Consider the following 25,909-nt stretch of genomic DNA (forward strand, 5'->3'; position numbering starts at 1 on the left):
GTGGACCCCGTCGGCCGCCTGCACGTTGACACACGCAGGCGGGGCCCTGGCTTCGAAGAGCCCTGACCCCGCCCGCCGCTGCAGAACCTCACCCGGATATTCCCTTGGGCTTCAAAGCCCCCCAGATCCAGACGCTTCCCCGCAGTCGGCCACTGTGTGGAGCACCAATGTTGCGTTACCGAGCTGTTGTCGAAACAGTGTCGAAAGTCCCCAAAACAATGGGGCCGCTGGGCCCCTTCTCATCGCCTGGTCAGGTCATGCCAGATGACGATCGAGGAACCCGACGACCCGCCGGATCGAGAGGTCCCACTGTGGCCCGAAGGCGTGCTGCTCCCCGGGGTAGACCCACAGTCGCTGGCGTACGCCCGCGGTCTCCATCAGGTCCCGGGTGGTGTAGGCCCACCTGATCGGGCAGGACTCGTCATTGGTCCCGTGGTGCATCTGGACCGGGACCTCGATGCGGTCGAAGTACGTCCGCGCCGACAGGCCCTCCCAGAACGCCGGCTCCGTCTCGGGATCGCCGTGCTGCCGGTAGAGCCGGGCCACCTCGTCGGGCCGCGACGGCACCGCCCACCGGTTGACGTTGTCGACGATGTCGGAGGAGACCGACGCGTACGTCACCCCCGCCCGCACCAGCCCCGGCTGGGCGACGAGCGCGTTCATCACCACTCCCCCGCCCATCGAGCGGCCGAGCAACGCGGTGCGGTCGGGGTCGACGTACGGAAGTCGCTTCATCGCCTGGACGGCGTTGATGGTGTCGCGGGTGTAGCCGAGCCGGCTCTCGTCCTCCTCGGTTCCTTCCGGGATGGGGGACGATCCGGCGTGACCGCGGTAGTCGGTGTGCAGTACGACGTAGCCCTCTCGCGCCAGCCGGTCCTGCTCCCGCCGCAGCCCCTGCCCGGTGACGTAGATGTCGGTGTCGATGTGGCCGTGCGCGAAGACCACCCCAGGGAACGGACCGGTGCCCCGCGGCCGGAAGAGCACCCCGGTGATCGTCAGCCGGCCGCTCGGGTAGCTGATCTCGAAGCGCCGGTAGGCATCCGTGCTCCCCGACTCCCGCAGCACCTTCACCTCGCCGCCCTGGAAGTCCTCCCGCATCAGCTGAGGTAGCGAGACCTTGTCGGTCACCGGCGGCAGCGTCTCCGACGGGCTCGGGGAGGGGCTGGCTGGGGCCGAGCTCTCCGGGGTCGTCGGCGTCGCCGACCGGGACGGTGGCGCAGCGGCCGGCTCACCGCCGCATCCGGCGAGAAGCATGGCCGATAGCACCAGTGCCGACGCCGCCTTCGGGCCCATGTCGTCGATCGTAGCCGGGCGGTCCTGGGGCGGCGCGCGGTTCCTTCGTCAAGGCACACCCCCGCCGAAACGCAAGAAGGCCTCTCCCGAAGGAGAGGCCCTCTTGGTGGAGCTAGCGAGACGGGCTCAGCTGTGCTGATCGCTTCTTCGGCTTGCGCCTCAGAAGCCCATGCCGCCCATGTCACCCATGCCACCGGTCGGGTCGCCACCAGCGGCGGCCTTCTCCGGCTTGTCGGCCACGACGGCCTCGGTGGTGAGGAACAGCGCGGCGATCGACGCGGCGTTCTGCAGCGCCGAGCGGGTCACCTTGGCCGGGTCGATGATGCCCGCGGCCAGCAGGTCGACGTACTCACCCGTGGCGGCGTTGAGGCCGTGGCCCTGCGGGAGGCCGGCGACCTTCTCCGCCACGACGCCGCCCTCGAGGCCGGCGTTGATGGCGATCTGCTTCAGCGGCGCCGAGATGGCGGCCTTGACGATCGAGGCACCGGTGGCCTCGTCGCCGTCGAGCTCGAGCTTCTCGAAGGCAGCGGTGGCGGCCTGGATCAGCGCGACACCACCGCCGGCGAGGATGCCCTCCTCGACAGCAGCCTTGGCGTTGCGGACAGCGTCCTCGATGCGGTGCTTGCGCTCCTTGAGCTCGACCTCGGTGGCCGCGCCGACCTTGATGACGGCGACGCCGCCGGCCAGCTTGGCGAGGCGCTCCTGGAGCTTCTCGCGGTCGTAGTCGGAGTCCGACTTCTCGATCTCGGCGCGGATCTGGTTGACCCGGCCCTCGATCTGACCCTGGTCGCCCGAACCCTCGACGATGGTGGTCTCGTCCTTGGTGATGACGACCTTGCGGGCCTGGCCGAGCAGCTCGATGCCGGCGGTCTCCAGGGAGAGGCCGACCTCCTCGGAGATGACCTGACCACCGGTGAGGATCGCGATGTCCTGCAGCATGGCCTTGCGGCGGTCACCGAAGCCCGGAGCCTTGACGGCGACGGACTTGAAGGTGCCCTTGATCTTGTTGACGACCAGCGTCGAGAGAGCCTCGCCGTCGACGTCCTCGGCCAGGATGACCAGCGGCTTGCCGGTCTGCATGACCTTCTCCAGGACCGGGATCAGGTCCTTGACGCTGGAGATCTTCGAGTTGACGATCAGGATGTACGGGTCGTCGAGGACGGTCTCCATACGCTCCGGGTCGGTCACGAAGTAGGCCGAGATGTAGCCCTTGTCGAAGCGCATACCCTCGGTCAGCTCGAGGTCGAGCCCGAAGGTGTTCGACTCCTCGACGGTGATGACGCCTTCCTTGCCGACCTTGTCCATCGCCTCGGCGATGATCTCGCCGACGGTGGTGTCAGCAGCGGAGATCGAGGCGGTAGCAGCGATCTGCTCCTTGGTCTCGATGTCCTTGGCCTGGGCGAGCAGCTGCTCGGAGACGGCGTCGACGGCCGCCTCGATGCCGCGCTTCAGGCCGGCCGGGTTGGCGCCAGCGGCGACGTTGCGCAGGCCCTCGCGGACCAGCGCCTGGGCGAGAACGGTCGCGGTCGTCGTGCCGTCACCGGCGACGTCGTCGGTCTTCTTCGCGACCTCCTTGACCAGCTCGGCACCGATCTTCTCGTAGGGGTCCTCGAGCTCGATCTCCTTGGCGATGGAAACACCATCGTTGGTGATCGTGGGGGCACCCCACTTCTTCTCGAGCACGACATTGCGGCCCTTGGGACCGAGGGTGACCTTGACGGCGTCGGCGAGGGTGTTGAGACCCTTCTCCAGACCCCGGCGGGCCTCCTCGTTGAAAGCGATGAGCTTCGGCATTGCTCCTGCGATCCTTCACTTGGGAAGTTCGTTGGATCCGGTCCGATGGGTTGCCCGCGACGGACGACGCCACTCCCGGCAGAACCCTTCCCTGCCGCTCGCGACGCCTCAACGTCACCGGTCCGGTTGTTGTCACTCTCATGGTAAGAGTGCCAGCCTCATGTTTAGCACTCGACCCCTGCGAGTGCAAGAAATCCCAGGATGGCGACGGTCAGAGAGCCTTCGCGAGCTCGGCGAACTCGAGGTCGTCACGCAGCGGGCGGCCGAATCGCTCGTCGCCATAGGGGAACGGCTCGAAGCGTCCCGTACGCCCGAACCCGCGCCGCTCGTAGAACGCGATCAGGTCCTCGCGCTGACGGATCACGGTCATCCGGATCTCCTCCGCACCCCACACGCGAGCGATCCGCTCGGCCTCGGCCATGACGGCCTTGCCGACGCCGGCTCCCTGCAGCCTCGGCGAGACGGAGAACATGCCGAAGTAGACGTACGCCTCGCGCTTCTGCAGCTGGCAGCAGGCGACGATCTCGGCGGCGCGTTCGACCACCAGGAGCCGGGAGCCCGGTGCGGTGATCACCTCGCGTACGCCCTCGGGGTCGGTGCGCTGGCCGGCGAGCAGGTCGGCCTCGGTGGTCCAGCCGGCCCTCGAGGCGTCGCCGCGGTAGGCCGACTCGATCAGCCCGACCAGGGCCTCCACGTCGGAGAAGGTCGCGTCACGGAAGGTCAGCTCAGGCACGTCGCCGAGGATAGCCGGGGTCAGCGCCCCCTGGTCGAGCCGTGAGGCCGTCTGCGGCCGAGCGTGTCGAGCGGTGTATCGAGCTTGTCGAGATGACCAACACGGTCTCCATCGAGCGCGACTGGGATCGTGTTGGTCTCGACACGGATTCGCTCGTTCCTCACGAATCCGGCTCGACCAGCGGGGGAAGTCGGCTCGACCAGCGGAGCGACTGTTCAGGCGGGCAGATCCGGCAGCGCGGGCCGGCGCAGCCAGGCGTCGAAGAGCGGGGTGAGGTCGCGGCCGCTGACCTCGGCCGCGAGGGCCTCGAAGTCGGCGGTGTCGACCGTCCCGCCGCCGAAGCGAGCCACCCAGGTGCGCAGGATGCGGAAGAACGACTCGTCGCCGACCGTACGCCGCAGCGCGTGCAGGGTGAACGCTCCGCGCTTGTAGACGCGGTCGTCGAACATGTCCGCGGGACCGGGGTCGGCGAGGACCAGGTCCTGCGCCAGTGCCTTCAGCCGGCGGTGGTGGTGACGGGCGTGCTCGCCGCACGCGCGACCCCCGGCGGCGTCGGACCACAGCCACTCGCTGTAGCAGGCGAAACCCTCGTGCAGCCAGATGTCTCGCCACTCGCGCAGGGTCACCGCGTTGCCGAACCACTGGTGGGCGAGCTCGTGGGCCACGAGGCGTACCTCCGACCACTCGCCGGTGAGGTGGTTGCGCCCGAAGGTCGACAGCGACTGCGACTCGAGCGGGATCTCGAGCTCGTCGTCGGTGACCACCACGGAGTAGGAGGCGAACGGGTAGGGCCCGAGGACCGAGGCGAAGTAGGCCATCATCTCCCGCTGGCGCCCGAAGGAGGCCTCGAACCCGGCGGTGGCGTCGACCGGGTACGCGGCCCGGATCGGCACCCGGCCGCCCGGCCCTTCGGTCGTCGCGATGTCGACCATCCGATAGCGCCCGATCTGCACGGTGGCCAGATAGGTCGCCATCGGCTCGGCCTGCCAGTAGCGCCAGGTCTCCCCGCTGCCGCGGCGTACGCGGGAGGTCAGCTCGCCGTTGGAGACGACCGCATAGCCCGGCGCGGTGGTCACGCTGATCGCGTAGCGGGCCTTGTCGGAAGGACGGTCGTTGCACGGGAACCAGGTCGGCGCACCATGCGGTTGACCTGCGACGATGACGCCGTCGTCGAGCTCCTCCCAGCCGGCGTCGCCGTGGTGCGAGAGCACCACCGGTCGGGGCTTGCCGGAGTATCTGACCGTGACCACGAACTCCTCGCCGGCCGCGATCCGCGAGCGGAGGTTCAGGACCAGGCGGTGGTCGTGGTGGGACCACTTGGCCGGCGGGCGACCGTCGATCGCAACCTTCTGCACCCGCAGGTGGGCGAGGTCGAGGACGACACGGTTGGTGTCCTCGACGGCGACCGCGCGGATCGTCGCCGTGCCCGCGAGCCGGTTGCCGACCAGGTCGTAGGTGAGCTCGAGGTCGTAGTGGGTCGCGCTCCACGACAGGTCCCCGTGACCAGGAAGGTAGGGGTCGGCTGCGGGGAGCTTCGGCACGGCGGTCATGTTAGGGGTCCGCCTGGTCCCAGGGGCCGATCGGGTTGCCGATCCACAGGGTCTTGTCGGGGAGGCTCTCCCCTCGCATGACCAGCGAGACCGGGCCGACGACCGCATGCCGGCCGATGGCGGCGGCGGGCAGGATCACCGAGTTGGGCCCGAGCGTGGCACCACGCCGGAGGACGACCTCGTCGAGGGCCAGGACGCGGTCGTGGAACAGGTGGGTCTGCACGACGGTGCCGGCATTGACCGTGGCGCCGTCGCCGAGCTCGACGAGGTCGGTCTCGGGGAGCCAGTGGGTCTCGATCCAGACGCCGCGGCCGATCCGCGCGCCGAGTGCGCGGAACCAGAGGTTGAGCACCGGCGTACCGGAAACGGCGCCGGTGAACCAGGGCGCGGCGAGCACCTCGACGAAGGTGTCGGCCAGCTCGTTGGCCCACACGAACCAGCTCCACAGCGGGTGTGACCCGGCCCGGATGCGGCCCACGAGCAGCCATTTCGCCGCCACCGTGATGCCGGCGGCGACCGCTCCGGCGGCCGCGAGCACCGGCCCGGCGACCAGGATCGCGACGAGGAGGTCGGTCGCCTCCCAGACCCGCACGAGCACGTAGGCCACCCCGGCGTAGAGCAGCACCGCGAGCGTCTGCGGCACCAGTCGGGTCAGCTCGACGAGCGCCCTTGCGATCTTGAGCCCGACCGGCGGGTCATAGGTACGTCCCGAGTCGGCCTCGCCTGCCGCCCGGCGCAGCGGCGCCGGCGGCGAGCCGAGCCAGCTCTCCCCCTTCTGCGCGCGCTTGCGGCGCGGCGCCGCACTGAGCACGGCGACCAGGGACGCCTTCGGCACCTTGCGGCCGGGCGCCGCCATGCCGGAGTTGCCGACGAAGGCCCGCTTGCCGATCTTCACCCGCTCGACACGCAGCCAGCCGCCGCCGAGCTCGTAGCCGCCGATCAGGGTGTCGTCGGCCAGGAAGCTCTGGTCGTTGACCTGCGTCAGACCGGGGATCATCAGGACCGTCGAGGCCTCGACGTGCTTGCCGATCTTCGCGCCCAGCGCCCGCAGCCACAGCGGCGTCAGCGTCGAGGAGTAGAGCGGGAAGAGCCAGGTGCGGGCCTCGTCGAGCACCTGCATCGTCGACCAGACGGCGACACCGGCCAGGCTGCGTACGGGATGTACGCCGGGGGCGATCGCCAGACCGGCGAGCCGCACCACCGCCCAGATCAGCGCGGCCAGGGTGGCGAATCCGGCCGCCACCGCGACCGGGCTCCAGGCCAGCAGCGTCCCGACGTCGGTGTAGGAGGTGGGCACGCCGGCGAGGGCGACGCCGACGAGCACACCGACGCCGATGGCGACCGCGGGAAGCAGAGCGAGGACGGCGGCCGCGATGCCGTAGAGGAGCATCCAGACCCGGGCTCGCGCCTCGGGCGGTTGCCACGGGCCACGCGCCTCCCGGGCGGCGCGTACGGCCGGCGAACCCGACCAGAACTCGCCCGCCGGCACCACGCCGAAGACCGCCGAACCGGGTCCGACCTCGGCGTCGTCGCCGACGCGTGCGCCCGGCAGCAGTGTCGAGCGCGCCCCGACGCGGGCCCGTTCGCCCACCTCGACCTCACCGAGATGAAGCACGTCACCCTCGATCCAGTGACCGGAGAGGTCGACCTCCTGCTCGATCGAGCAGCCCTTGCCGAGGGTGAGCATGCCGGTGACCGGCGGGAGACTGTGCAGGTCGACGTTCTTGCCCATCCGCACGCCGAGCAGCCGGGCGTACCAGAGCATCCACGGTGCCCCGGCGAGACCGTGGGCACCGAGCTCATCGACCGCGTGCGTCGCCAGCCAGAGCCGGAGATGGACCTTGCCGCCGCGGGGGTGCTCCCCGGGACGTACGCCGTGCAGGATGAGCCGGGCCGCGCCGGCGGCGAGCAGCATCCGGCCCGGCGGGGTCAGGAACGCGAGGACGGCCGGTACGAGGACCCACCAGCTGAGCGAGGGCAGCCAGGGCGCCCACGGCTGAGCGAGCGTCGTCCCGAGCGCGATCCAGGTCAGCCACCGCGGTGCCGCGAGGCAGCGCAGCAGGATCGTGGCGACCACCTGCGCGACCTGGGTCTTGAGGCGTACGGCCGGCACCTCGCGCTCGGAGAGCGCGGCGGAGCTTCCCATCTCGTCGATGTAGGTGGCCAGCGCTCCGAGCTTCGGTCGGTCGTAGATGTCGCCGAGCGCGACCTCGGGGAAGCGCTCGCGGATCAGGCTGACCATCTGGGCCGCGGTCAGGCTGCCGCCGCCGAGGTCGAAGAAGTCCGCCGCCGGCCCGGTGACCTCGGCACCGAGGACGTCGTTCCACAACCCGGCCAGCCAGGCCTCGGTGTCGCTGAGCCCCTCCCCCGAACCCGCGGAAGAGGCGAGCGGCCACGGCAGAGCGTCGCGGTCGACCTTCCCGCTCGTACGCGTCGGGAGGCTGTCGACCACTGCCAGCCGTGGCACCAGGGCCGCCGGCATGTCGGCCCGGAGCCGGGCGACGGAGGTGGCCTGGTCGAAGGTGTCGTCGACGGTGACGTAGCCGACCAGCAGGCTGTTGCCCGCGGCGCTCCTCCGCACCGCCGCCGCGGCCCCGACGACCCCGTCCAGCTGCAGCAGGGCGCTGTCGATCTCGCCGAGCTCGATACGCCGGCCGCCGAGCTTGATCTGGTCGTCGGCGCGCCCGCCGAAGAGCAGCCCCGCGGGGTCGTTGACGACCAGGTCGCCGGAGCGGTAGGCGCGCTCCCAGCCGAGAGTGGGCATGGGCGCGTACTTCTCGGCGTCCTTGGCCGCGTCCAGATAGCGCGCCAGCCCGACGCCGCCGATGATCAGCTCTCCGGTCTCGCCCTCGGCGACCTGGACGCCCGTGACAGGGTCGACGACGGCGAGGTCCCAGCCGTCGAGCGGGAGGCCGATCCGTACCGGTCCCTCGGCGGTCAGGCGGGCACCACAGGCCACCACCGTCGCCTCGGTCGGACCGTAGGTGTTCCACACCTCCCGGTCGGAGGTGACCAGGCGGGCGGCGAGCTCGGGCGGGATCGCCTCGCCGCCGGTGATCAGCAGCCGGACCCTGTCGAGCGAGGACGGCGGCCACAGCGCGACCAGTGTGGGCACCGTCGAGACGATGGTGATCTGGTTGGCGACCAGCCACGGACCGACGTCGACTCCCGAACGCACCAGCGCCCGTGGCGCCGGCACCAGGCAGGCGCCGTAGCGCCACGCCAGCCAGATCTCCTCGCAGCTCGCGTCGAAGGCGACCGAGAGTCCCGCCATCACCCGGTCGCCGACCCCGATCGGGGCGTCCTGGAGGAAGAGGCGTGACTCGGCGTCGACGAACGCCGCGGCGTTGCGGTGGGTGACCGCGACCCCCTTCGGGGTGCCTGTCGATCCGGAGGTGAAGATCACCCAGGCGTCGTCCTCGGTCGACGGCTCCTCCGGCTCCCGCGCCTCCCGGACCTGGGTCGCGGTCGTGACCCGCAGGTCGTTGGTCACGACCGCGGCGACCTGCGCCTCACCGAAGACCAGCCGGGCCCGCTCCTCGGGGTCGTCGGCGTCGACCGGCACGTACGCGGCACCCGCGCAGAGGATCCCGAGGATCGCGACGTACAGGTCGGTGGTGCCGCTCGCGATCCGCAGCCCGACCTTGTCCCCCGGCCCGATCCCGACGGCGTTGAGCTCGGCGGCCAGGTCTTCGGCGGCCTCCTCGAGCTCGGCGTACGTCAACAGCCCGTTGCCCGCGTCGACGGCCGGCTCGTCGGGCACCTGGGCCGCGGTGGCCCGGAAGATGTCGACGAGGGTCCGAGGCTCGGGCGCTAGCTCGCCTCGCAGCAGGGGGTCAGTCACACGACCACCTCCGTAGCGCAGGCGCCACGATACGGACGCGGTCGCGTGAAGCTTGGATGGTTCACTCGCTGACGCTCGCTCACACGCGGAGCCTTCCGGGGTCAGTTGAACGCATGACATACATCTTCGTTCTTTCTCGCTGTCGATTTGGTCTTGTTCCAGCCGTCATCCCCGGTGACAGACTCATTCCGAGTAGACGAAGGGGACGGCAATGACCAAGTACATGGTTCTGCTGCCGGCGAACGAGGCCTCCTGGGCCGAGTCGACGCCGGAGGAGAAGGCGGCCGGATACGAGGTGCACGGCAGGTTTGCGGCGCTGCTCGCCGAGCGCGGCCACGAAGTCACAGGGGGTGCCGAGCTGCACCACTCCAGCAAGGCCAAGACGCTGCGCGGGACGGGCGCGGAGGTGGCCATCACCGACGGTCCCTTCGCCGAGACCGTCGAGCAGGTCACCGGCTTCTACATCGTCGAGACCGATGACCTCGAGGACATGCTCGAGTGCTGCAAGGTGCTCGCCGATCGCGACACTGCGATCGAGGTCCGCGAGGTCGTCGAGCACGAGGGGATGTCCGCATGAAATACTTCCTGCTCATCCCCAACGTCGAGGCCGAGTGGCAGGCGAAGACGGAGGAGGAGAGGGATGCGTTGTTCGCCGTGCACGAGAAGTTCGCGGCACTGCTCGCCGAGCGCGGCCACACCGACCTGAGGCACGGCGCCGCGCTCGACCTTCCGTCGACGGCGGTGACCGTGCGTACCTCGGGCGTCACCGACGGCCCGTACACCGAGGCGGCCGAGCACCTCGCCGGGCTCTACGTCGTCGAGTCCGAGGACCGCGACGATCTGGCCGAGTGCTGCAAGCTGCTCGCCACGGTCGAGTCGGCGATCGAGATCCGCGCGGCGGACTAGGGCGACCCACGTCGATGCTGGAGACGCTGCTGCGCGAGGAGTGGGGCCGGTTGCTGGCCCTGCTCGTCGCGCAGTTCCGGCGGCTGGACCTGGCCGAGGACGGTCTGGCCGACGCCTTCGAGGCGGCCGCCCGGCGCTGGCCCGTCGACGGCGAGCCCGACAACGGGCCGGCATGGCTGCTCACCACGGCGCGGCGGCGGATCGTGGACCGGATGCGTTCCGAGGAGGTGCTGGCTCGCAAGATGCCGCTGCTCGCCGTGGACGCGGCGGTGACCCAGGAGGCGCAACGGGTGATGGTCGATTCGGGCGAGGAGGTCACCGACGAGAGGCTGCGTCTGGTGCTGCTCTGCGCCCACCCGACCCTGTCCCGCGAAGCCGCCGCGGCACTCACCCTCCGTCTGGTCCTCGGCGTCTCCACCGAGGACGTCGGGCGGCTCTTCCTGCAGTCGAAGGCGACGATGGCCGCACGGCTGACCCGGGCACGGAAGCGCCTCGCGGGCGCCTCCTTCGAGGTTCCCGCAGATCTCGCCGACCGGGTCGGGATCGTCGCCGAGGTCGCCTATCTCGCGTTCACGGCGGGCTACGCTCCAGGCACCGGTCCCGATGTCGTACGCAGCGACCTGGCCGGCGAGGCGATCCGGCTTGTCCGCGTCCTTCGGTCGATCCTCCCCGAGCCGGACCCGGAGATCGACGCCCTTCTTGCGCTGATGCTCCTGCAGCACTCGCGCCGAGCGGCCAGGATCGGGCCTGCCGGCGCTCTCGTGCTGCTCCCGGACCAGGACCGCGCACGCTGGCGGACCGACGAGATCGCCGATGCCCTCGCGATCCTCACCCCGCTCGCCCACGCGGCCCCTGCCCCCTATCTCCTCCAGGCGCTGATCGCCGCGGAGCACGCCCTCGCTCCCAGCTCCGAGACGACCGCCTGGAAGCGCATCGTCGAGCGCTACGACGAGCTCCTCGCGCTCCAGGACACCCCGGTCGTACGTCTCAACCGGGCCGTCGCGGTGGCCGAGGCCAACGGCGCCGAGGCCGGCCTCGCGGCGCTGGAATCGGTCGCTCTCCCGGGGCACCGGCTGCCTGCCGTACGTGCCCAGCTGCTGGAGCGGTCGGGGCGTCGCGACGACGCGATCGAGGCGTACGCGGAGGCCATCGCGCTCTGCACTCACGGGCCGGAGCGGGCCGACCTCGTCCGGCGACGGGACGCGTTGGAAGGTTTTGCACCCCAATCGCTAGACGAGAACGTTCTAGTTGCCACACTCGGTGATGTGACCCCGATCACTCTCCCTGACATCCTCGAGGCGATGGCCGACGCCATCCCCGACCGCACCGCCGCGTTCACCATGGAACACGCCTACAGCTTCGCCGAGGTCGACGAGCGCGCGACCAGGCTGGCCAACCACCTCCTCGGGCAGGGCATCAAACCCGGCGACCACATCGCCGTCCACTCCCGCAACCGGATCGAGTGGGTCGACGCCTTCTACGGGTGCATGAAGGCGCGCGCGGTGCCGATCAACATCAACCACAAGTACCTCCACGACGAGCTCGACCACCTCTACCGCAACTCCGACGCGGTCGCGGCGATCATCGGACCGGAGCACGTCGAGGCGGTCGCCGCCCTCGGCCTGGGCATCCCGACGCTGGTGATGGGCGAGGAGTACGACGCCGCGGTCGCCGCCGCGTCCAAGGAGCGCCCCGACATCGAGCGCAGCCCCGACGACCGCTACGTCATCTACACCGGCGGCACCACCGGGATGCCGAAGGGCGTCGTGTGGCGCCAGGAGGACATCATCCGCGCCGCGATGAACGCGAGCCGGTTCGGCGCTCCCTTCGACACCGTCGAGCAGCTCGCCCAGGAGGCTGCGGCACAGGAGTCGCCGATGGTGCTGCTGGCCTGCGGTCCGATGATGCACGGCGGCAGCCAGTGGATCATGGGCAACGGACATGTCGCCGGCTGCACGGTCTCGCTCTACACCGAGCCGGCCTGGTCGCCGGAGACGATCCTCGACCTGGTCCAGGCCGCCGGGGTCAACTCCCTCACCTTCCTGGGCGACGCGATGGGCCGCCCGGTCGCCGAGGCGATCCTGCGCGAGCCGGAGCGCTGGGACCTGAGCAGTCTGTTCGCCGTCTCCAACGGCGCGGCGCCGCTCTCCGCAGGGGTCCGCACCCAGCTCCGGGAGGCACTGCCGGGCCGCTACATCCTCGACTCCTACGGCGCCTCGGAGTCCGGAGCGACCGGCATGCAGGTCGATGAGGGCAACGAGGGCGCGCAGGCCGCGCCGAAGTTCCAGGTCGGGATGGACGTACAGGTCTTCGACACCGACATGAAGCCGTGCGCGCCTGGCGAGACCGGCATGCTCGCGCGCACCGGATCGATCCCGCTGGGCTACTACAACGACCCGGTCAAGACCGCGGCGACGTTCAAGGAGGTCGACGGGCAGCGCTGGTCGATCCCGGGCGACTTCGCGCGGCGCGAGGAGGACGGCTCGATCACCGTCCTCGGCCGCGGGTCGGGCTGCATCAACACCGGCGGCGAGAAGGTCTTCCCCGAAGAGGTCGAGTCGGTTCTGCTGCGTCATGCCGACGTCTTCGACACTGCGGTCGTCGGCACCCCGCACGAGCGCTGGGGCCAGCAGGTCACCGCTCTCGTGCAGCTCCGCGACGGCGCCGTGACCTCGACCGATGGGCTCCGCGAGCACTGCCGCAGCCTCATCTCCGCCTACAAGGTGCCCAAGGACATCCTGCTCGTGGAGCGAGTCCCCCGCACGCCCGTGAGCAAGGTGGACTATCGTGCGAGCGCTACGGTCGCCGCCGAGCTGCTCGAGGCGCGTACGTGACGACCGGCTGATCCGACGTACGGTTCGGTGCCGTACGGCCCTACCCCTGGAAAGCCTACGTCTCTGTGTCCGCCGTGATCCCCCTCACACTGCCCGACATCCTGGAAGCGATGGCCGATGCGATCCCCGACCGCACGGCAGTCGTCACCACCGACCGCGCCTACTCATACGCCGAGATCGACGAACGTGCCACGCGCCTGGCCAACCACCTGCTGAGCGTCGGCCTCGAGCCGGGTGCCCAGGTCGCCGTCCACGCGACCAACCGGATCGAGTGGGTCGACGCCCTCTACGGATGCCTCAAGGCCCGCACCATTCCGGTCAACATCAACCACGCCTACCGGCGCGACGAGCTCGCAAGGACGTACGCCGCCACCGACTGCGTCGCGGCCATCGTCTCCCCCGAGTTCACCGATGACCTCGACGAGCTCGACCTGAAGCTGGACCACCGGGTCGTCCTGGGACCCGACTACGACGCCAAGGTCGCGGCGGCCTCCAAGGAGCGGCCGAGCGTCGGACGTACGCCCGGCGACTGGCACATCATCTTCACCACCGGCACCACCGGCACCCCGAAGGGTGCGGTCTGGCGCCAGGAGGACCTGATCTGGGCCGCGCTGAACACGGTCCGCCGCAACGCGCCGATCCCATCGGTCGAGGGTCTCGCCGCCGAGGCGGCCGCTCGCGACTCGGGTGTCGTCCTGCTCGCCGGCGGTCCGCTGCTGCACGGGCAGAGCCAGCTGCTGCTCCTGCGGGCGCTGGTCGCCGGTGGCACTGCGGTGCTCGACACCTCTGCGTCGTTCTCGGCGGAGGCCTTCCTCGACCTCGCCGAGCAGGCCGGCGCCACCGCGATCACGCTGCTGGGCGACGCCCAGGCGCGACCGGTGGCCAAGGCCCGACTGACCGGCAAGAAGCGCTGGCCCCTGCACTCGCTCGCCGGCGTGTCCAACACCGCGGCACCGCTCTCCGACGGTGTCCTCTCCGTGCTTCGCAACGCGTTCGCCCGCCGGGTCATCGTCGACTCCTACGGCACCCTGGAGACCGGCGTCACCGGCTCTCGGGCCGACGACGGCTCGGCACTCGTGCCCGGCGAGGCGCGGTTCATGGTGGGTCCCGAGGTGGAGGTCTTCAACCCCGATCTCACCCCGGCGGCCCCCGGCGTCGAGGGTCTGCTGGCCCGCTCCGGCCCGGCCGCGCTCGGCTACTACAAGGACAACGCCCGCTCGGCCACCGCGATCAAGCTGATCGACAACCGGCGCTGGACCTTCCCCGGCGACCTCGCCCGTCGCGAGCAGGACGGCTCGATCACCCTGCTCGGCAGGGCCGCCACGCTCGTACGCACCGGTGACCTCGAGATCCACCCCGAGACCATCGAGGGCGTGCTCCTCGCCCACGAGGACGTCGTCGACGCCGCCGTCTTCGGCATGCCCCACCCGCGCTGGGGCCAGCAGGTCGCGGCGCTGGTGCAGCTGTCCCCGTCGACGGAGACCACCGCCGCCGCCCTGCGCAAGCACGCCCGCGACCGCCTCGGAGAGTCGCACGAGCCCAAGCTCGTCCTGCTCGTCGAGTCGGTGCCGCGTACGCCTGCGGGGACCGTCGACTACCGCGCCGCCACCGGCCTCACCGCCGACATGCTCAGCACCGGCGGCAAGACCCCGGACGAGACGGGCACCGACGCCGACAACTAGACGCCGCCGCATGGGCTGATATCCGCCCGCCGCGCCTATGGGCTGATATCCTCGCATTCATCGAACGAGTCGATATCAGCCCATAGGAGGCACCGTGGCGGACTATCAGCTCACCGCACGGTCACCTGAAGCGCTCGGTCAAGCCCTCGCACGCCTTCGGGCGAAGCGCGGCGTGACTCAGGACGAGCTCGCAGAGTCACTCGGCATCTCCCGGCGATACATCTATGAGCTCGAGGCCGGGAAGCCGAACCTGTACGCCACGCGCATCTTCGAACTGCTCCGAGAGCTCGGGGCACACATCGAGATCCATGCCCAGGTCGACGACGAGGGCCAGCACTGATGCGCGATCCGCTCGACATCTGGGTCTATGGCACACGGATCGCCACCCTGTCCGAGGCGTACGACGGCCGACTCACCCTGTCTTGGACCGATGAGTCGCAGGAACGTTGGCCCGAAGGGACGCGCCTACTGTCGGCAAAGCTGACGATCGGCGACGTGCCGGTTCCCGCACTGGTCAAGAACTATCTCGACGGACTTCTCCCAGAGGGGAACGCCCGGACCAACCATGCGATGAGTGCGGGCGTCCCGCCGGACGACTCGTTCGCGATGATCCGGTCGTACGGACGCGACACGACCGGCGCGGCCATCTTCGTCACCGAAGGGGCGGATGACCCCACCTCCAAAGGGCGATACGTGCCACTGACGCAGGACCAGCTCGCCGAACGAATTCAACACGCGGACGAACACTCGCCGGCGAGCGCCTTCGGGACGGCGGTTGAGTCGATCAGCCTTCCGGGAATGGTCCCGAAGATCGCCGTCCACCACGAGGACGGCGGCTGGTTCGCCTGCAAGGACGGAGCGCCGTCGACCTGGATCGTCAAGCGAGGCGGCTCGACGGAGTCCGGCATCGCTGATGTCGTCGACACCGAGGTCGCCTCTCTGACTCTGGCCCGCATGGTCGGCCTGACCAGCGTCGACGCGAAGATCCTGGAGTTCGAGGACGTACGTGCCATCGCGGTCTCCCGCTACGACAGAGACCTCGACGGGCCGCATCCTCGGATCCATCAGGAGGATCTAGCTCAGGCGATCGGGCTGAACACCCTGGATCCCAACCGGAAGTTCCAGTGGGGTTCGAAGATGCCGTCCTTGCGACACGCCGCCGACGTACTCCGCCTCGACGGCGGCAACCCGGACGACCTCCTGCGGCTGGTCACGTTCTCCCACCTCGTCGGCAACACCGACATGCACGCGAAGAACATCTCGTTCATCCGTCGGGCTGATGGGAGCGTGACCCTGAGCCCGGCGTACGACATCTCCATGCATCTCCACCACCGCAGGGACAACCGGCGGTTCGCGTTGGACGTCAACGGGAAGTTCCTCGTCGACGAGGTCACCATCGACGACGTGGTCGCGGAGGGCCGCTCATGGGGTCTGCCCGAACGACGCGCTCGGCGGGTTGTCGATACGACCGTCGCCGACCTCGCCAAGGCACTTGGCGGCATCGACCGCAGCGCCCACCCGGGCGTCTCAGCCGAGGCTTGGACCATCGTCGACGAGCGGGTCGCCGCTGCTTCCTAAGGGCTCGGGGAGGTGGTGTCCGAAGGGGACCTGCTGGACCTGCCCGAGGGCGGCGAGGACGGAGGGCAGCATCGCCTTGGCCGTGCGCTTGTAGCCCATCGCGCTGGGGTGGAAGTGGTCGATGGCGAACATCTCGTCGGGGTTGGTGATGAAGAACGGGCCGACGACCTCGGAGAGGGATACGACGTGGGCGCCGCGGGCCAGTGCTGTCTCCCGCTGGCCCTCGGCCAGCTGCTTGGCGATCCGGCGTCCGAGCGAGCGCAGCGGCTGCGGCAGGGGTCGCACCGCGCCCACGTCCGGACAGGTCCCGACCACGACCTCGGCACCACGCTCGCGCAGCGCGTCGATGACCTCCCCCAGCACCCGGGTGGAGTCCTTCTGCGGCACCCGGTGGGTGACGTCGTTGCCGCCGACGATGAGGACTGCGACGTCGGGCCGGTAGGTCGCCGGCAGCCCCTCGAGCTGGGCCGGGACCATCGAGGTCTCGGCCCCGACCACGGCTGCCGTACGCAGCCGCACCGGCCTCAGCAGCGCCTTGGCCGTGCCCTTGGCCAGCCGGGCGCCGAGGGTGCCACCCCTGGTCTCCGCGCCCAGCCCGGCGGCGATCGAGTCGCCGAGGACGAGGAGCTCGACCGGCGTACCTCCGTAGGTCTTCTTGTAGACCTTGTCGGCGTCGATCGCCTCCTCGCCCAGGGGCTTGCCGATCACGTCACGCGCGTGCGCCGCCTGTCTCTTCAGCAACGTCACGAACCCGGCACCAGCCGCCGCCCCCACCACACCGACTGCGCCGGCGACCCCGGCGGTCGCGGCGACCATGCCGAGCCATCTGGCCTCTTCACTCGTCTTCGCGCTGCTCACATTCCTTATCTGTAGCGCACGTGGGTGAACGCGAGGTTCCTTCGGCCCTTACGCCTGGGAGAGCCCGGCTTCCTCGAATGCGTCGTAGTTGGGGGCGATGGTGGCGCGAGGGCCGACGATGCCGCTGACCGCGTCGAGCGTCTTGAGACCGTGGCCGGTGTTGATGATCACCGTCTCCAGGCTCGGGTCGAGGGCGCCGGTCTCGACGAGCTTCTTGGTGACCGCGAGCGTGGTGCCTCCGGCGGTCTCGGTGAAGATGCCCTCGGTGCGGGCCAGGAGCACGATCGCGGCGCGGATCTCGTCGTCGGTGACCTCTTCGACAGCACCACCGGAGGAGCGGGTGGCGTCGAGGACGTAGATGCCGTCGGCCGGGTTGCCGATGGCCAGCGACTTGGCGATCGTGTCGGGCTTGACCGGGCGGATGGCGTCGACGCCGGCCTTGAACGCGGTCGCGACCGGGTTGCAGCCGGTGGCCTGGGCCCCGAAGATCCGGTAGGGCTTCTCCTCGACCAGGCCGAGCTTGATCAGCTCCTTGAAGGCCTTGTCGACCTTGGTCAGCTGGGATCCGGAGGCCACCGGGATGACGATCTGGTCGGGCAGACGCCAGCCGAGCTGCTCGGCGATCTCGTAGCCGAGCGTCTTGGAGCCCTCGGCGTAGAAGGGACGTACGTTGACGTTCACGAACGCCCAGCCCTCCTCCTCCGCGGCGATCTCCTGGGCCAGCTTGTTGACGTCGTCGTAGTTGCCGTCGACGGCGATCAGGTTGTCGGTGAAGACGGCGGAGTTGACCTGCTTGGGCTGCTCGAGGTTGCTCGGGATGAAGACCGCCGTCGGGATGCCGGCTCGCGCTCCTGCCGCCGCGACAGCGTTGGCCAGGTTGCCGGTGCTCGGGCAGGCGAAGACCTTGGCGTCGAGCTCGCGAGCGGCGCTCAGGGCACAGGCGACCACGCGATCCTTGAAGGAGTTGGTCGGGTTGGTCGAGTCGTCCTTCACCCAGATCTTCTCGATGCCGAGCTCACGCGCGAGGTTCTTCGCGTCCAGGAGCCGGGTGAAGCCGGGCTCGGTGTTCGGGCTCTGCTCGATGTCGTCGGGCACCGGCAGCAGCGCCTTGTAACGCCAGATGTTGCGGGGTCCGGCTTCGATCTCCTCGCGGGTCACGGCCGGGAAGTCATAGGCCACCTCCAGTGGCCCGAAACACTCCGGACAGGCGTAATGCGGTCCGAGCTCGATCTGGTGCCCACACTCCCGGCACGACAGCGCCGAGGCGTTGCCGAACGCACCCTCGCGCAGGCCCTTCGTCTCCGTGGTCGCAGCGCTCATGAGAAACCTCCTCCTCATCTTCCCCGATCACGTCTCTCGCGCCGGGCCGGAATTAGCACCTGCTCCCACGCCCTACCCGATGGTCGGGAGGAGGCTCGTGGTCGGTTGCCGGGACTTCACTGGGCCGTTCCCTCAGTCCCTCTCGATGAGCAGTAGCGATCGTACGGCAGGTATCCGCTGCCAAACACACCCGGGTTCCATTCCGCGGACCAGTCGTCCACCATCTGGACATCGGGGTCTAGCGAGCGCGGAGCCGCTGGCCACCTCGCCCCCAGGCATGATGGGCACGCAGCCGCTCGGCGCTCCGCGGGTGAGCCGGGGGCCGGCGACGAGGTCGTACGCCGCCCGCCAGCCCGGCACGACGAGCAGGTCACCGGGGTCGAGATCGGGCCAGTCCGCGGTGGCCGTCAGAGGCAGCCCCTGTGCGGAGAGCACCTCCCCCGGCTCGGCGCAGGGTCTGGGTCCAGGACTCCCGCTGCCGGAAGGACTCCTGGATGTCGATGACGAGAAGGGCTCGATTGCTCATGGTCACTCGCTTGCGCTCGCTCATGCGTCCATGATGCGAGCTGCCCGCTCGACGCACGAGGCATCAAGCGGGCAGCATCCGGAACGATCCGGTCAGGCAGCGGCAACCGTGCTCTGTGTGGTGGCCCCTTCCTCGGCAGCCGCGAGGGCGCCACGTACGACATCCCTGACATCGCTCACCAGGTTGATCTTCAGGGCCTGCTTCACCTCGTCGGGGACCTCGTCCAGGTCGGGCTCGTTGCGCTGGGGCACGAAGACCTCGGTCAGGCCGGCTCGCTGGGCGGCGAGCAGCTTCTGCTTGAGGCCGCCGATGGGCAGCACCCGCCCGGAGAGCGAGACCTCACCGGTCATCCCGACCTCGCTGCGCACCGGGCGACCGGTCGCGAGAGAGGTGAGCGCGGTGACCATCGTGATGCCGGCGCTCGGGCCGTCCTTCGGAACCGCACCCGCAGGCACGTGGACGTGGAGCGAGCGGTCGAGCACGGCCGGGTCGACGCCCAGCTCGGCAGCGTGCGAGCGGACGAAGGAGAGCGCGATCTGCGCGGACTCCTTCATCACCTCGCCGAGCTGGCCGGTGATGTTCAGCCCTGCCTGCCCCTCGGCCGAGGACGCCTCGATGAAGAGCACGTCCCCACCGAGCCCGGTGACGGCCAGTCCGGTGGCGACCCCCGGGACAGAGGTACGCTCCGCCGACTCCGGCGTGAACCGCGGCCGACCAACCAGGTCCTTGAGGTTGTCCAGGCCGATCTCGACGTGCTCCGCACCGGTCGCCAGCCGCGTCGCCACCTTGCGCAGCGCCTTGGCGATGAGCCGCTCGAGCTGGCGTACGCCCGCCTCACGGGTGTAGTTGGCAGCCAGCTCACGCAGGGCGTCGTCGGTCACCGTGGCCTCCTCCGAGGTCACCGCGGCGCGCTCGAGCTGCCGGGGCAGCAGGAAGTCACGGGCGATGGCGACCTTGTCGTCCTCGGTGTAGCCGTCGATCGTGACCAGCTCCATCCGGTCCAGCAGCGCCGACGGGATCTGCTCGACCACGTTGGCCGTGGCGATGAACAGGACGTCGGAGAGGTCCAGGTCGAGCTCGAGGTAGTGGTCGCGGAAGGTGTGGTTCTGCGCCGGGTCGAGCACCTCGAGCAGCGCGGCGGCAGGGTCACCCCGATAGTCGGAGCCGACCTTGTCGACCTCGTCCAGGAGCACGACCGGGTTCATCGAGCCGGCCTCCTTGACGGCCCGCACGATCCGGCCCGGCAGCGCGCCGACATAGGTGCGCCGGTGACCACGGATCTCGGCCTCGTCGCGGACACCGCCCAGCGCGACCCGGACGAACTTGCGTCCGAGCGAGCGCGCGACCGACTCACCCAGCGAGGTCTTGCCGACCCCTGGCGGGCCGGCGAGCAGCACCACGGCACCGGATCCACGGCCGCCGATGACCTGCAGGCCCCGTTCGGCACGTCGGGTCCGCACCGCCAGGTACTCCACGATCCGGTCCTTGACCTCGTCGAGGCCGTGGTGGTCGGCGTCGAGCACCTCACGAGCCGCGACCACGTCGGTCGAGTCCTCGGTCCGGACCGACCACGGCAGCTCCAGCACCGTGTCCAGCCAGGTGCGGATCCAGGCGGTCTCGGGGTTCTGCTCGGAACCACGCTCGAGCTTGTCGACCTCGCGCAGCGCGGCCTCGCGTACGGCCTCGGGGAGGTCGGCGGCCTCGACGCGGGCCCGGTAGTCATCGGACCCCTCGGGCTCGCCCTCGCCGAGCTCCTGGCGGATCGCGGCGAGCTGCTGGCGCAGCAGGAACTCCCGCTGCGTCTTCTCCATGCCCTCGCGTACGTCCTCGGCGATCTTGTCGCTGACCTCGGACTCCGCGATGTAGTCCTTCGCCCAGGCGATCACCTTCTCGAGGCGCTCGGTGACATCCGGCGTCTCCAGCAGCTCGCGCTTGGCGTCGTCGTCGAGATAAGGCGCGTAGCCGGCGGTGTCGGCGATCTCCGACGGCTCGGTGAGCCGGTTGACCTGGTCGATGACCGGCCAGGCCTCGCGACGCTGGAGCACCGCGACGACCAGCCGCTTGTACTCCTCGGCCAGCTCCTTCGCGTGCTCCGTGGTCGTCTCGGTGGCGGTCTCGACCTCGACCCACAGCGCTGCGCCGGGTCCGGTCACGCCGGAGCCGATCTTCGCGCGGCCGACGGCCCTCAGCACCGCCGCAGGCTCACCGCCCCGGAACCGGCCGACGCGCTCGATCGTGGCGACAGCGCCGTACGTCGCATACCGGTCCCCCAGCCGCGGCGCGACCAGCAGCCGGCTCTCCGAGCCGGCCCGGGCGGCATCGATCGCGGCCTGAGCGGCCTCGTCGAGCTCGATCGGTACGACCATCCCCGGCAGGACCACGGCATCCGAGACGAACAGCACAGGAAGCTTGTCCATTTGCGGACCCTCCTAGAAGAGTTGAGTGATACTGGCTCAACTTCCGGGAGCAACCGGATGTTCCCTCCGGTTATCGTGTTCGCTGTCAGCGGACGGCGTCGTCAGTCAGCCGCCGCAGCAGCTCCAGCACACCGTCCGGCCCCTGCACCTCGAGATCGGCGAGCTCCGCGAGCAGACCCCGGTCGGGGCCGGCGTGGGAGTAGACGAGCAGCGTCGCCGACCCGGTGGTCTTTCCCCAGGCCCTCACGGCCTCGAACGCCTCGATGTCACCCAGGTCGTCGCCGCCGAACAGGATCGCGCCGGGCGAGACCTCCGAGATCAGCGTGTCGATCGCGTGACCCTTGTGCATGCCGGGGGCACGCACCTCGATGACCTGCTTGCCGGGCTCGATCACCAGTCCATGCTCGGCCGCCAGCGATGTCAGCGGCGGGAGCAGACGTGCGGCGACGCCGTCGGGGTCGGGGAACCGGCGGGTGTGGACACCGACGGCGAGACCCTTCTCCTCGATGTAGGCGTCCTGTGCCCCGTGGGCGGCGAGCACCGCCGGCAGCGCCGCCTCGAAGGCGGCCAGTCCCTCGGGCGGCGGCGGTCCGACGACGACCCGGTCGGCACCGCTCCAGCGCTCGTTGCCGTACTGCCCGAAGACGTACAGCTCCTTGCCCTCCTCCGCGAGCGCATCGGCGATCGCGGCCAGGCCGCCGAGCTCGACGACCTGTCCGGCCGGACGGCCGGTGACGATGGCCAGCGCCTTCACCCGGGATGCGAGCGCGATCAGGACCGAGGCCGCGTCCGGATGGATCCGAGCCGCAGCGGGGTCTTCGACGATCGGGGAGAGCGTGCCGTCGAAGTCGAGACCGACGAGGGTCTCGGCGGCAGCAGCCGCGATCGCGGCGTACTTCTGCTCTCCTGCGGTGCCATCAGGCTGGGGTTCGGCCATGCCTCAACTGTGACACGCCAACGACCTCGGGGCCGACCGGGCGGGCGCCGCCGTGTGTCAGATCACACATCGTCGAGAACGGCCGGAAAGCCTCAGAGAGCCCCGGTCAGAACCACCGTCAGCCGGTCGCCCTTCATCGAGCCCTCGACCAGCAGATGGGTGCGTTTGATATCGAGGTCATCGGCGAGCTGCTGGCCCTCGCGCTTCATCTCGGGCGGGTAGTAGACGGTGCTCTCCGGGACGGAACCCATCCAGTTGTCCTCGCCGACGACGTTCCAACCGACCGTGGTCGCCTTCGCTGCGACGTCGCCGGCCAAACCGGCGATGTTCGACTGGTTGTAGACCTCGACGCTGACCTTGGCTCGGTCGACGGGCGAAGGCTCGGCCTTCGGCGGCTTCTTCTCCTCGGCCTTGGCCGCCTTCGGTGAGGCCGACGGCGAGGCCGATGGGCTGCCGCCGGCCTGGGCGATCTCCTTGCCCTCGTCGCCATCGCCACCGGTGATCCAGAAGATGATCACCGCGGCGATGACGGCCACCACGCTCAGCGCGATGACGGGTGTGGGGAGCGCGACGCCACGCTCACCCTTCGAAGGACGTACGCAGCCGGTCATTCAGACCTCGAAACCGAGCCGTCTCGCCGAGCGCTGACGCTGCCGGGCCGCGCGGAGCCGCCGCAGGCGGCGTACCAGCAGAGGGTCGGCCTCGAGAGCCTCCGGCTTGTCGATGAGGGCGTTGAGCACCTGGTAGTAACGGGTCGCGGACATGTTGAACGCCTCGCGCACGGCCGCTTCCTTGGCCCCGGCGTACTTCCACCACTGACGCTCGAAGTCGAGGATCTGCTTGTCGCGTTCGCTGAGGCTCGCGGGGTCCTCGCCTGGGCCTGTGACCTGCACGTTGACAGCGCTCATTCCTCGTCCCCCGGTGTCGTCTGCATCTGACCACACCCTAACGCGCCGAACTACACCGCTGTGGTTCACCCTCCCGGCGTGTTACTCGACAGGTATTCCGACCGGGGGGCCGTAAGTCACGGGTGGAACGACTCCGCGCCGAACCTGGCCCGGGTCCATTACAGTCGGAGATGTGCAGGCTGACCTGGTAATCGTGGCCAATCGGCTCCCCGTGGATCGTGTGGAGATGCCGGACGGAACGAAGGCGTGGCGACGCTCCCCAGGAGGCCTGGTCAGCGCCCTCGAGCCGGTCCTGCGGGCCAACGACGGTGTCTGGATCGGCTGGCCCGGGGGCATCGACGAGGACCTCGAACCGTTCGAGGACGACGGGCTCCACCTGCTGCCGATGACGATGACCGCGCAGGACATCGAGGAGCACTACGAGGGCTTCTCCAACGGCACCCTGTGGCCGCTCTACCACGACGTCGTGGCCAAGCCGGAGTTCCACCGCGAGTGGTGGGACGGCTACCAGCGCGTCAACCAGAGGTTCGCCGAGAAGTGCGCAGAGGTCGCCGCGAAGGGTGCGACCGTCTGGGTGCAGGACTACCAGCTCCAGCTGGTCCCGCAGATGCTGCGCGAGCTCCGCCCCGACCTGCGCATCGGCTTCTACCTGCACATCCCGTTCCCACCGGCCGAGCTCTTCCAGCAGGTCCCCTGGCGCCGCCAGCTCCTCGAGGGCCTCCTCGGCGCCGACCTGGTCGGCTTCCAGCTGCCCCAGGCGGCCCAGAACTTCGTCCGCCTGGTGCGCCAGCGCGTCGGCCACAAGACCCACCGTGACCTGGTCTATCTCCCCGACGGGCGCACCGTGCACGCGGCCGCCTTCCCGATCTCGATCGACTTCCTCGGCTTCGACGAGATGGCCCACGACGAGGGCGTCAATCAGCGCGCCAAGGAGATCCGCCAGCAGCTCGGCGACCCGAAGAAGATTCTGCTCGGCGTCGACCGGCTCGACTACACCAAGGGCATCTACGCCAGGCTGCGCGCCTACGGCGAGATGCTCCGCGACACCGAGCTCGACGTCGAGGACGCGATCTTCGTCCAGGTGGCGGTGCCGTCGCGGGAGCGTGTCGAGCAGTACCGCAAGCTGCGCGACGACATCGACCGCCTCGTCGGCCGCCTCAACGGCGACCTCGGCCGCATCGGCCGTCCCGCGATCTCCTACCTCCACACCTCGCTCCCCCGCGCCGAGATGGCCGCGCTCTACCGCGCCGCCGACATCATGGTCGTCACCCCTTACCGCGACGGCATGAACCTGGTCGCGAAGGAGTACGTCGCCTGCCGCTACGACAACGACGGCGCCCTCGTCCTCTCCGAGTTCGCCGGCGCGGCCGAGGAGCTGCGCCAGGCCTGGCTCGTCAACCCCTACGACATCAACGGGATGAAGGCGGCGCTGCTCGAGGCGTACAAGGCCGAGCCGAAGGAGCTGACCCGACGGATGCGGGCGATGCGCAAGCAGGTCGCCTCCAAGGACGTACGTTACTGGGCAGACTCCTTCCTCGAGGAGCTCGCCGCGGTGCAGGGCAGCCACACCAAGAGCGTGCTTCCGCCCAACGCCCACTAGGGCCGCCCAAGTGGCTAGAGTCGAGGCGTGACCACCAACTCTGACCCGATCAGGTGGGGAATTCTCGGCACCGGCCGGATCGCCCACTCCCTCGCCACCGATCTGATGCTCGTCCCCGACGGCCGGCTCACGGCCGTCGGCTCCCGGAGCAAGGAGTCCGCGGAGACGTTCGCGAAGGAGTACGCCGCCAACGGCCCGGTCCGCGCACACGGCTCCTATGAGGAGCTGGCCGCCGACGAGGACGTCGACGTCGTCTACGTCGCCACCCCCCACTCACACCACCTCGAGCACGCCACCCTCATGCTCGAAGCCGGCAAGCACGTGCTGTGCGAGAAGGCGCTGACGCTCAACGCCGCCGACTCCCAGAAGATGGTCGACCTGGCCACCTCCAAGAAGCTCTTCCTCATGGAAGCCATGTGGATGGCGACCAACCCGATCATCCGGCGCCTCGTCACGGACGTGAAGTCGGGCCGCTTCGGGGTCCCCCGTCACGTACACGCCGAGCTCGGCTTCGTCGCCGACCCCGAGCAGCACCAGCGTCTCCTCGACCCCGCGCTCGGGGCCAGCGCGCTGCTCGACATGGGCATCTACCCGCTCACCTTCGCCCACCTGCTCTTCGGCGAGGCCCGCGCGCTGACCGCCCAGGCCAACCTCGGCGAGGGTGCCGACGGCGCCACCTTCGACCTCGACCTCGTGATGACCGGGAAGTACGCCGGCAACGAGCTCTCCACCATGGTCTCCTCGGTCACCTCCTACTCCTCGCGCTCGGCGGCCATCGCCACCGACCAGGGCCGCGTCGAGCTGACCGACTTCCACCACCCGTCCTCGGCGGTCTTCAAGCCCGCCAACGGCGACGAGCCCGTCGAGATCGTCGGCGACGAGCCCGTCATCGGCGCCGCGTACGGCAACGAGATCGTCGAGGTGCAGCGCTGCCTGCGCGAAGGCCTCCTGGAGTCCCCGCTGGTGCCCCACAGCCAGACGCTCAGCCTGATGCGCCAGATGGACATGATCCGCGAGTCCATCGGCGCCCGCTACGCCACCGAGTCCTGACGAGAAGTCACCCCCGTCGGCCGAGACGTCAGCTGCGTGGGGGGGGGGGGGGGCCCCGGGGGGGGGGGCCCCCCCCCCC

Annotated in this window: 20 protein-coding genes and 1 riboswitch; of the genes, 8 read left to right on the forward strand and 12 right to left on the reverse strand. The window is 69.8% G+C overall.

Features of this window, described 5'->3' with window-relative positions; translation table 11 throughout:
- Positions 1 to 255: 255 nt before the first annotated feature.
- From ACFWQC_RS13005 to ACFWQC_RS13025, 5 genes are all read right to left on the reverse strand, one after another.
- Positions 256 to 1,293: an alpha/beta hydrolase family protein gene (locus tag ACFWQC_RS13005; RefSeq protein WP_378678068.1), complete on the reverse strand. Its 1,038-nt coding sequence runs from the start codon at positions 1,291 to 1,293 to the stop codon at positions 256 to 258.
- Positions 1,294 to 1,452: 159 nt separating this feature from the next.
- On the reverse strand, positions 1,453 to 3,087 hold the full coding sequence (gene groL, locus ACFWQC_RS13010; protein ID WP_378678071.1) for a chaperonin GroEL: 1,635 nt from the start codon (positions 3,085 to 3,087) through the stop codon (positions 1,453 to 1,455).
- 211 nt (positions 3,088 to 3,298) lie between these two features.
- A complete protein-coding gene (locus ACFWQC_RS13015) occupies positions 3,299 to 3,820 on the reverse strand; it encodes a GNAT family N-acetyltransferase (protein ID WP_378678074.1) in 522 nt (173 codons plus the stop codon).
- A gap of 215 nt (positions 3,821 to 4,035) precedes the next feature.
- Positions 4,036 to 5,370, reverse strand: coding sequence for a M1 family metallopeptidase (locus ACFWQC_RS13020; RefSeq protein ID WP_378678077.1), 1,335 nt, complete (start codon positions 5,368 to 5,370; stop codon positions 4,036 to 4,038).
- Between the two features lies 1 nt (position 5,371).
- Complete coding sequence (locus ACFWQC_RS13025; protein WP_378678080.1) at positions 5,372 to 9,214, reverse strand: Pls/PosA family non-ribosomal peptide synthetase; 3,843 nt, start codon at positions 9,212 to 9,214, stop codon at positions 5,372 to 5,374.
- A gap of 211 nt (positions 9,215 to 9,425) precedes the next feature.
- Here ACFWQC_RS13025 and ACFWQC_RS13030 point away from each other — a divergent pair, with 211 nt between their 5' ends.
- From ACFWQC_RS13030 to ACFWQC_RS13055, 6 genes are all read left to right on the forward strand, one after another.
- A complete protein-coding gene (locus ACFWQC_RS13030; protein ID WP_378678083.1) occupies positions 9,426 to 9,791 on the forward strand; it encodes a YciI family protein in 366 nt (121 codons plus the stop codon).
- Positions 9,788 to 10,120: a YciI family protein gene (locus tag ACFWQC_RS13035; RefSeq protein ID WP_378678086.1), complete on the forward strand. Its 333-nt coding sequence runs from the start codon at positions 9,788 to 9,790 to the stop codon at positions 10,118 to 10,120. The genes ACFWQC_RS13030 and ACFWQC_RS13035 overlap by 4 nt, the downstream gene beginning before the upstream one ends.
- 14 nt (positions 10,121 to 10,134) lie before the next feature.
- Positions 10,135 to 12,954, forward strand: a complete 2,820-nt coding sequence (locus tag ACFWQC_RS13040) for an AMP-binding protein (protein WP_378678089.1) — start codon at positions 10,135 to 10,137, stop codon at positions 12,952 to 12,954.
- Between the two features lie 74 nt (positions 12,955 to 13,028).
- Positions 13,029 to 14,636 (forward strand): AMP-binding protein, encoded by a 1,608-nt coding sequence (locus ACFWQC_RS13045; RefSeq protein ID WP_378678092.1) that lies wholly within the window; start codon positions 13,029 to 13,031, stop codon positions 14,634 to 14,636.
- Between the two features lie 94 nt (positions 14,637 to 14,730).
- Positions 14,731 to 14,976, forward strand: a complete 246-nt coding sequence (locus tag ACFWQC_RS13050) for a helix-turn-helix transcriptional regulator (RefSeq protein WP_355224419.1) — start codon at positions 14,731 to 14,733, stop codon at positions 14,974 to 14,976.
- Complete coding sequence (locus ACFWQC_RS13055; protein ID WP_378678095.1) at positions 14,976 to 16,214, forward strand: type II toxin-antitoxin system HipA family toxin; 1,239 nt, start codon at positions 14,976 to 14,978, stop codon at positions 16,212 to 16,214. Before ACFWQC_RS13050 ends, ACFWQC_RS13055 begins: the two co-directional genes overlap by 1 nt.
- Here ACFWQC_RS13055 and ACFWQC_RS13060 read toward each other — a convergent pair.
- From ACFWQC_RS13060 to ACFWQC_RS13090, 7 genes are all read right to left on the reverse strand, one after another.
- Positions 16,164 to 17,072, reverse strand: a complete 909-nt coding sequence (locus ACFWQC_RS13060) for an SGNH/GDSL hydrolase family protein (RefSeq protein ID WP_378678098.1) — start codon at positions 17,070 to 17,072, stop codon at positions 16,164 to 16,166. The two genes, ACFWQC_RS13055 and ACFWQC_RS13060, sit on opposite strands and share 51 nt — an antisense overlap.
- A gap of 48 nt (positions 17,073 to 17,120) precedes the next feature.
- Complete coding sequence (thrC, locus tag ACFWQC_RS13065; protein WP_378678101.1) at positions 17,121 to 18,392, reverse strand: threonine synthase; 1,272 nt, start codon at positions 18,390 to 18,392, stop codon at positions 17,121 to 17,123.
- 11 nt (positions 18,393 to 18,403) lie between these two features.
- Positions 18,404 to 18,544: riboswitch (SAM riboswitch) on the reverse strand.
- Positions 18,545 to 18,762: 218 nt separating this feature from the next.
- Positions 18,763 to 18,942 carry a hypothetical protein gene (locus ACFWQC_RS13070; RefSeq protein ID WP_378678104.1) on the reverse strand — a complete coding sequence of 60 codons (180 nt, stop codon included), beginning with the start codon at positions 18,940 to 18,942 and terminating at the stop codon, positions 18,763 to 18,765.
- 68 nt (positions 18,943 to 19,010) lie between these two features.
- Complete coding sequence (lon, locus tag ACFWQC_RS13075) at positions 19,011 to 21,335, reverse strand: endopeptidase La (protein WP_378678107.1); 2,325 nt, start codon at positions 21,333 to 21,335, stop codon at positions 19,011 to 19,013.
- Between the two features lie 85 nt (positions 21,336 to 21,420).
- Positions 21,421 to 22,272, reverse strand: coding sequence for a trehalose-phosphatase (gene otsB / locus ACFWQC_RS13080; protein ID WP_378678110.1), 852 nt, complete (start codon positions 22,270 to 22,272; stop codon positions 21,421 to 21,423).
- A 92-nt stretch (positions 22,273 to 22,364) separates the two neighbouring features.
- Positions 22,365 to 22,883 carry a LytR C-terminal domain-containing protein gene (locus ACFWQC_RS13085; protein ID WP_378678113.1) on the reverse strand — a complete coding sequence of 173 codons (519 nt, stop codon included), beginning with the start codon at positions 22,881 to 22,883 and terminating at the stop codon, positions 22,365 to 22,367.
- A complete protein-coding gene (locus tag ACFWQC_RS13090) occupies positions 22,884 to 23,180 on the reverse strand; it encodes a DUF3263 domain-containing protein (RefSeq protein WP_091046051.1) in 297 nt (98 codons plus the stop codon).
- A 157-nt stretch (positions 23,181 to 23,337) separates the two neighbouring features.
- On the opposite strand from ACFWQC_RS13090, the gene ACFWQC_RS13095 reads away from it, so the two are divergent.
- Both ACFWQC_RS13095 and ACFWQC_RS13100 read left to right on the forward strand, forming a co-directional pair.
- The gene (locus tag ACFWQC_RS13095; protein WP_378678128.1) at positions 23,338 to 24,780 is read left to right on the forward strand and encodes a trehalose-6-phosphate synthase; all 1,443 of its coding nucleotides are present in this window, start codon (positions 23,338 to 23,340) and stop codon (positions 24,778 to 24,780) included.
- 27 nt (positions 24,781 to 24,807) lie between these two features.
- Complete coding sequence (locus ACFWQC_RS13100; protein WP_378678116.1) at positions 24,808 to 25,830, forward strand: Gfo/Idh/MocA family protein; 1,023 nt, start codon at positions 24,808 to 24,810, stop codon at positions 25,828 to 25,830.
- Positions 25,831 to 25,909 lie beyond the last annotated feature (79 nt).

Source organism: Nocardioides sp. NPDC058538 (genome assembly GCF_042719275.1).
Lineage (GTDB): Bacteria > Actinomycetota > Actinomycetes > Propionibacteriales > Nocardioidaceae > Nocardioides.

Coding starts and splice junctions, on each gene's coding strand:
- otsB (WP_378678110.1), bottom strand. CDS start 22,272: ATGGCCGAACCCCAGCCTGATGGCACCGCAGGAGAGCAGAAGTACGCC.
- ACFWQC_RS13090 (WP_091046051.1), bottom strand. CDS start 23,180: ATGAGCGCTGTCAACGTGCAGGTCACAGGCCCAGGCGAGGACCCCGCG.
- ACFWQC_RS13005 (WP_378678068.1), bottom strand. CDS start 1,293: ATGGGCCCGAAGGCGGCGTCGGCACTGGTGCTATCGGCCATGCTTCTC.
- lon (WP_378678107.1), bottom strand. CDS start 21,335: ATGGACAAGCTTCCTGTGCTGTTCGTCTCGGATGCCGTGGTCCTGCCG.
- thrC (WP_378678101.1), bottom strand. CDS start 18,392: ATGAGCGCTGCGACCACGGAGACGAAGGGCCTGCGCGAGGGTGCGTTC.
- ACFWQC_RS13020 (WP_378678077.1), bottom strand. CDS start 5,370: ATGACCGCCGTGCCGAAGCTCCCCGCAGCCGACCCCTACCTTCCTGGT.
- ACFWQC_RS13035 (WP_378678086.1), top strand. CDS start 9,788: ATGAAATACTTCCTGCTCATCCCCAACGTCGAGGCCGAGTGGCAGGCG.
- ACFWQC_RS13085 (WP_378678113.1), bottom strand. CDS start 22,883: ATGACCGGCTGCGTACGTCCTTCGAAGGGTGAGCGTGGCGTCGCGCTC.
- ACFWQC_RS13070 (WP_378678104.1), bottom strand. CDS start 18,942: ATGAGCGAGCGCAAGCGAGTGACCATGAGCAATCGAGCCCTTCTCGTC.
- ACFWQC_RS13040 (WP_378678089.1), top strand. CDS start 10,135: ATGCTGGAGACGCTGCTGCGCGAGGAGTGGGGCCGGTTGCTGGCCCTG.
- ACFWQC_RS13030 (WP_378678083.1), top strand. CDS start 9,426: ATGACCAAGTACATGGTTCTGCTGCCGGCGAACGAGGCCTCCTGGGCC.
- groL (WP_378678071.1), bottom strand. CDS start 3,087: ATGCCGAAGCTCATCGCTTTCAACGAGGAGGCCCGCCGGGGTCTGGAG.
- ACFWQC_RS13055 (WP_378678095.1), top strand. CDS start 14,976: ATGCGCGATCCGCTCGACATCTGGGTCTATGGCACACGGATCGCCACC.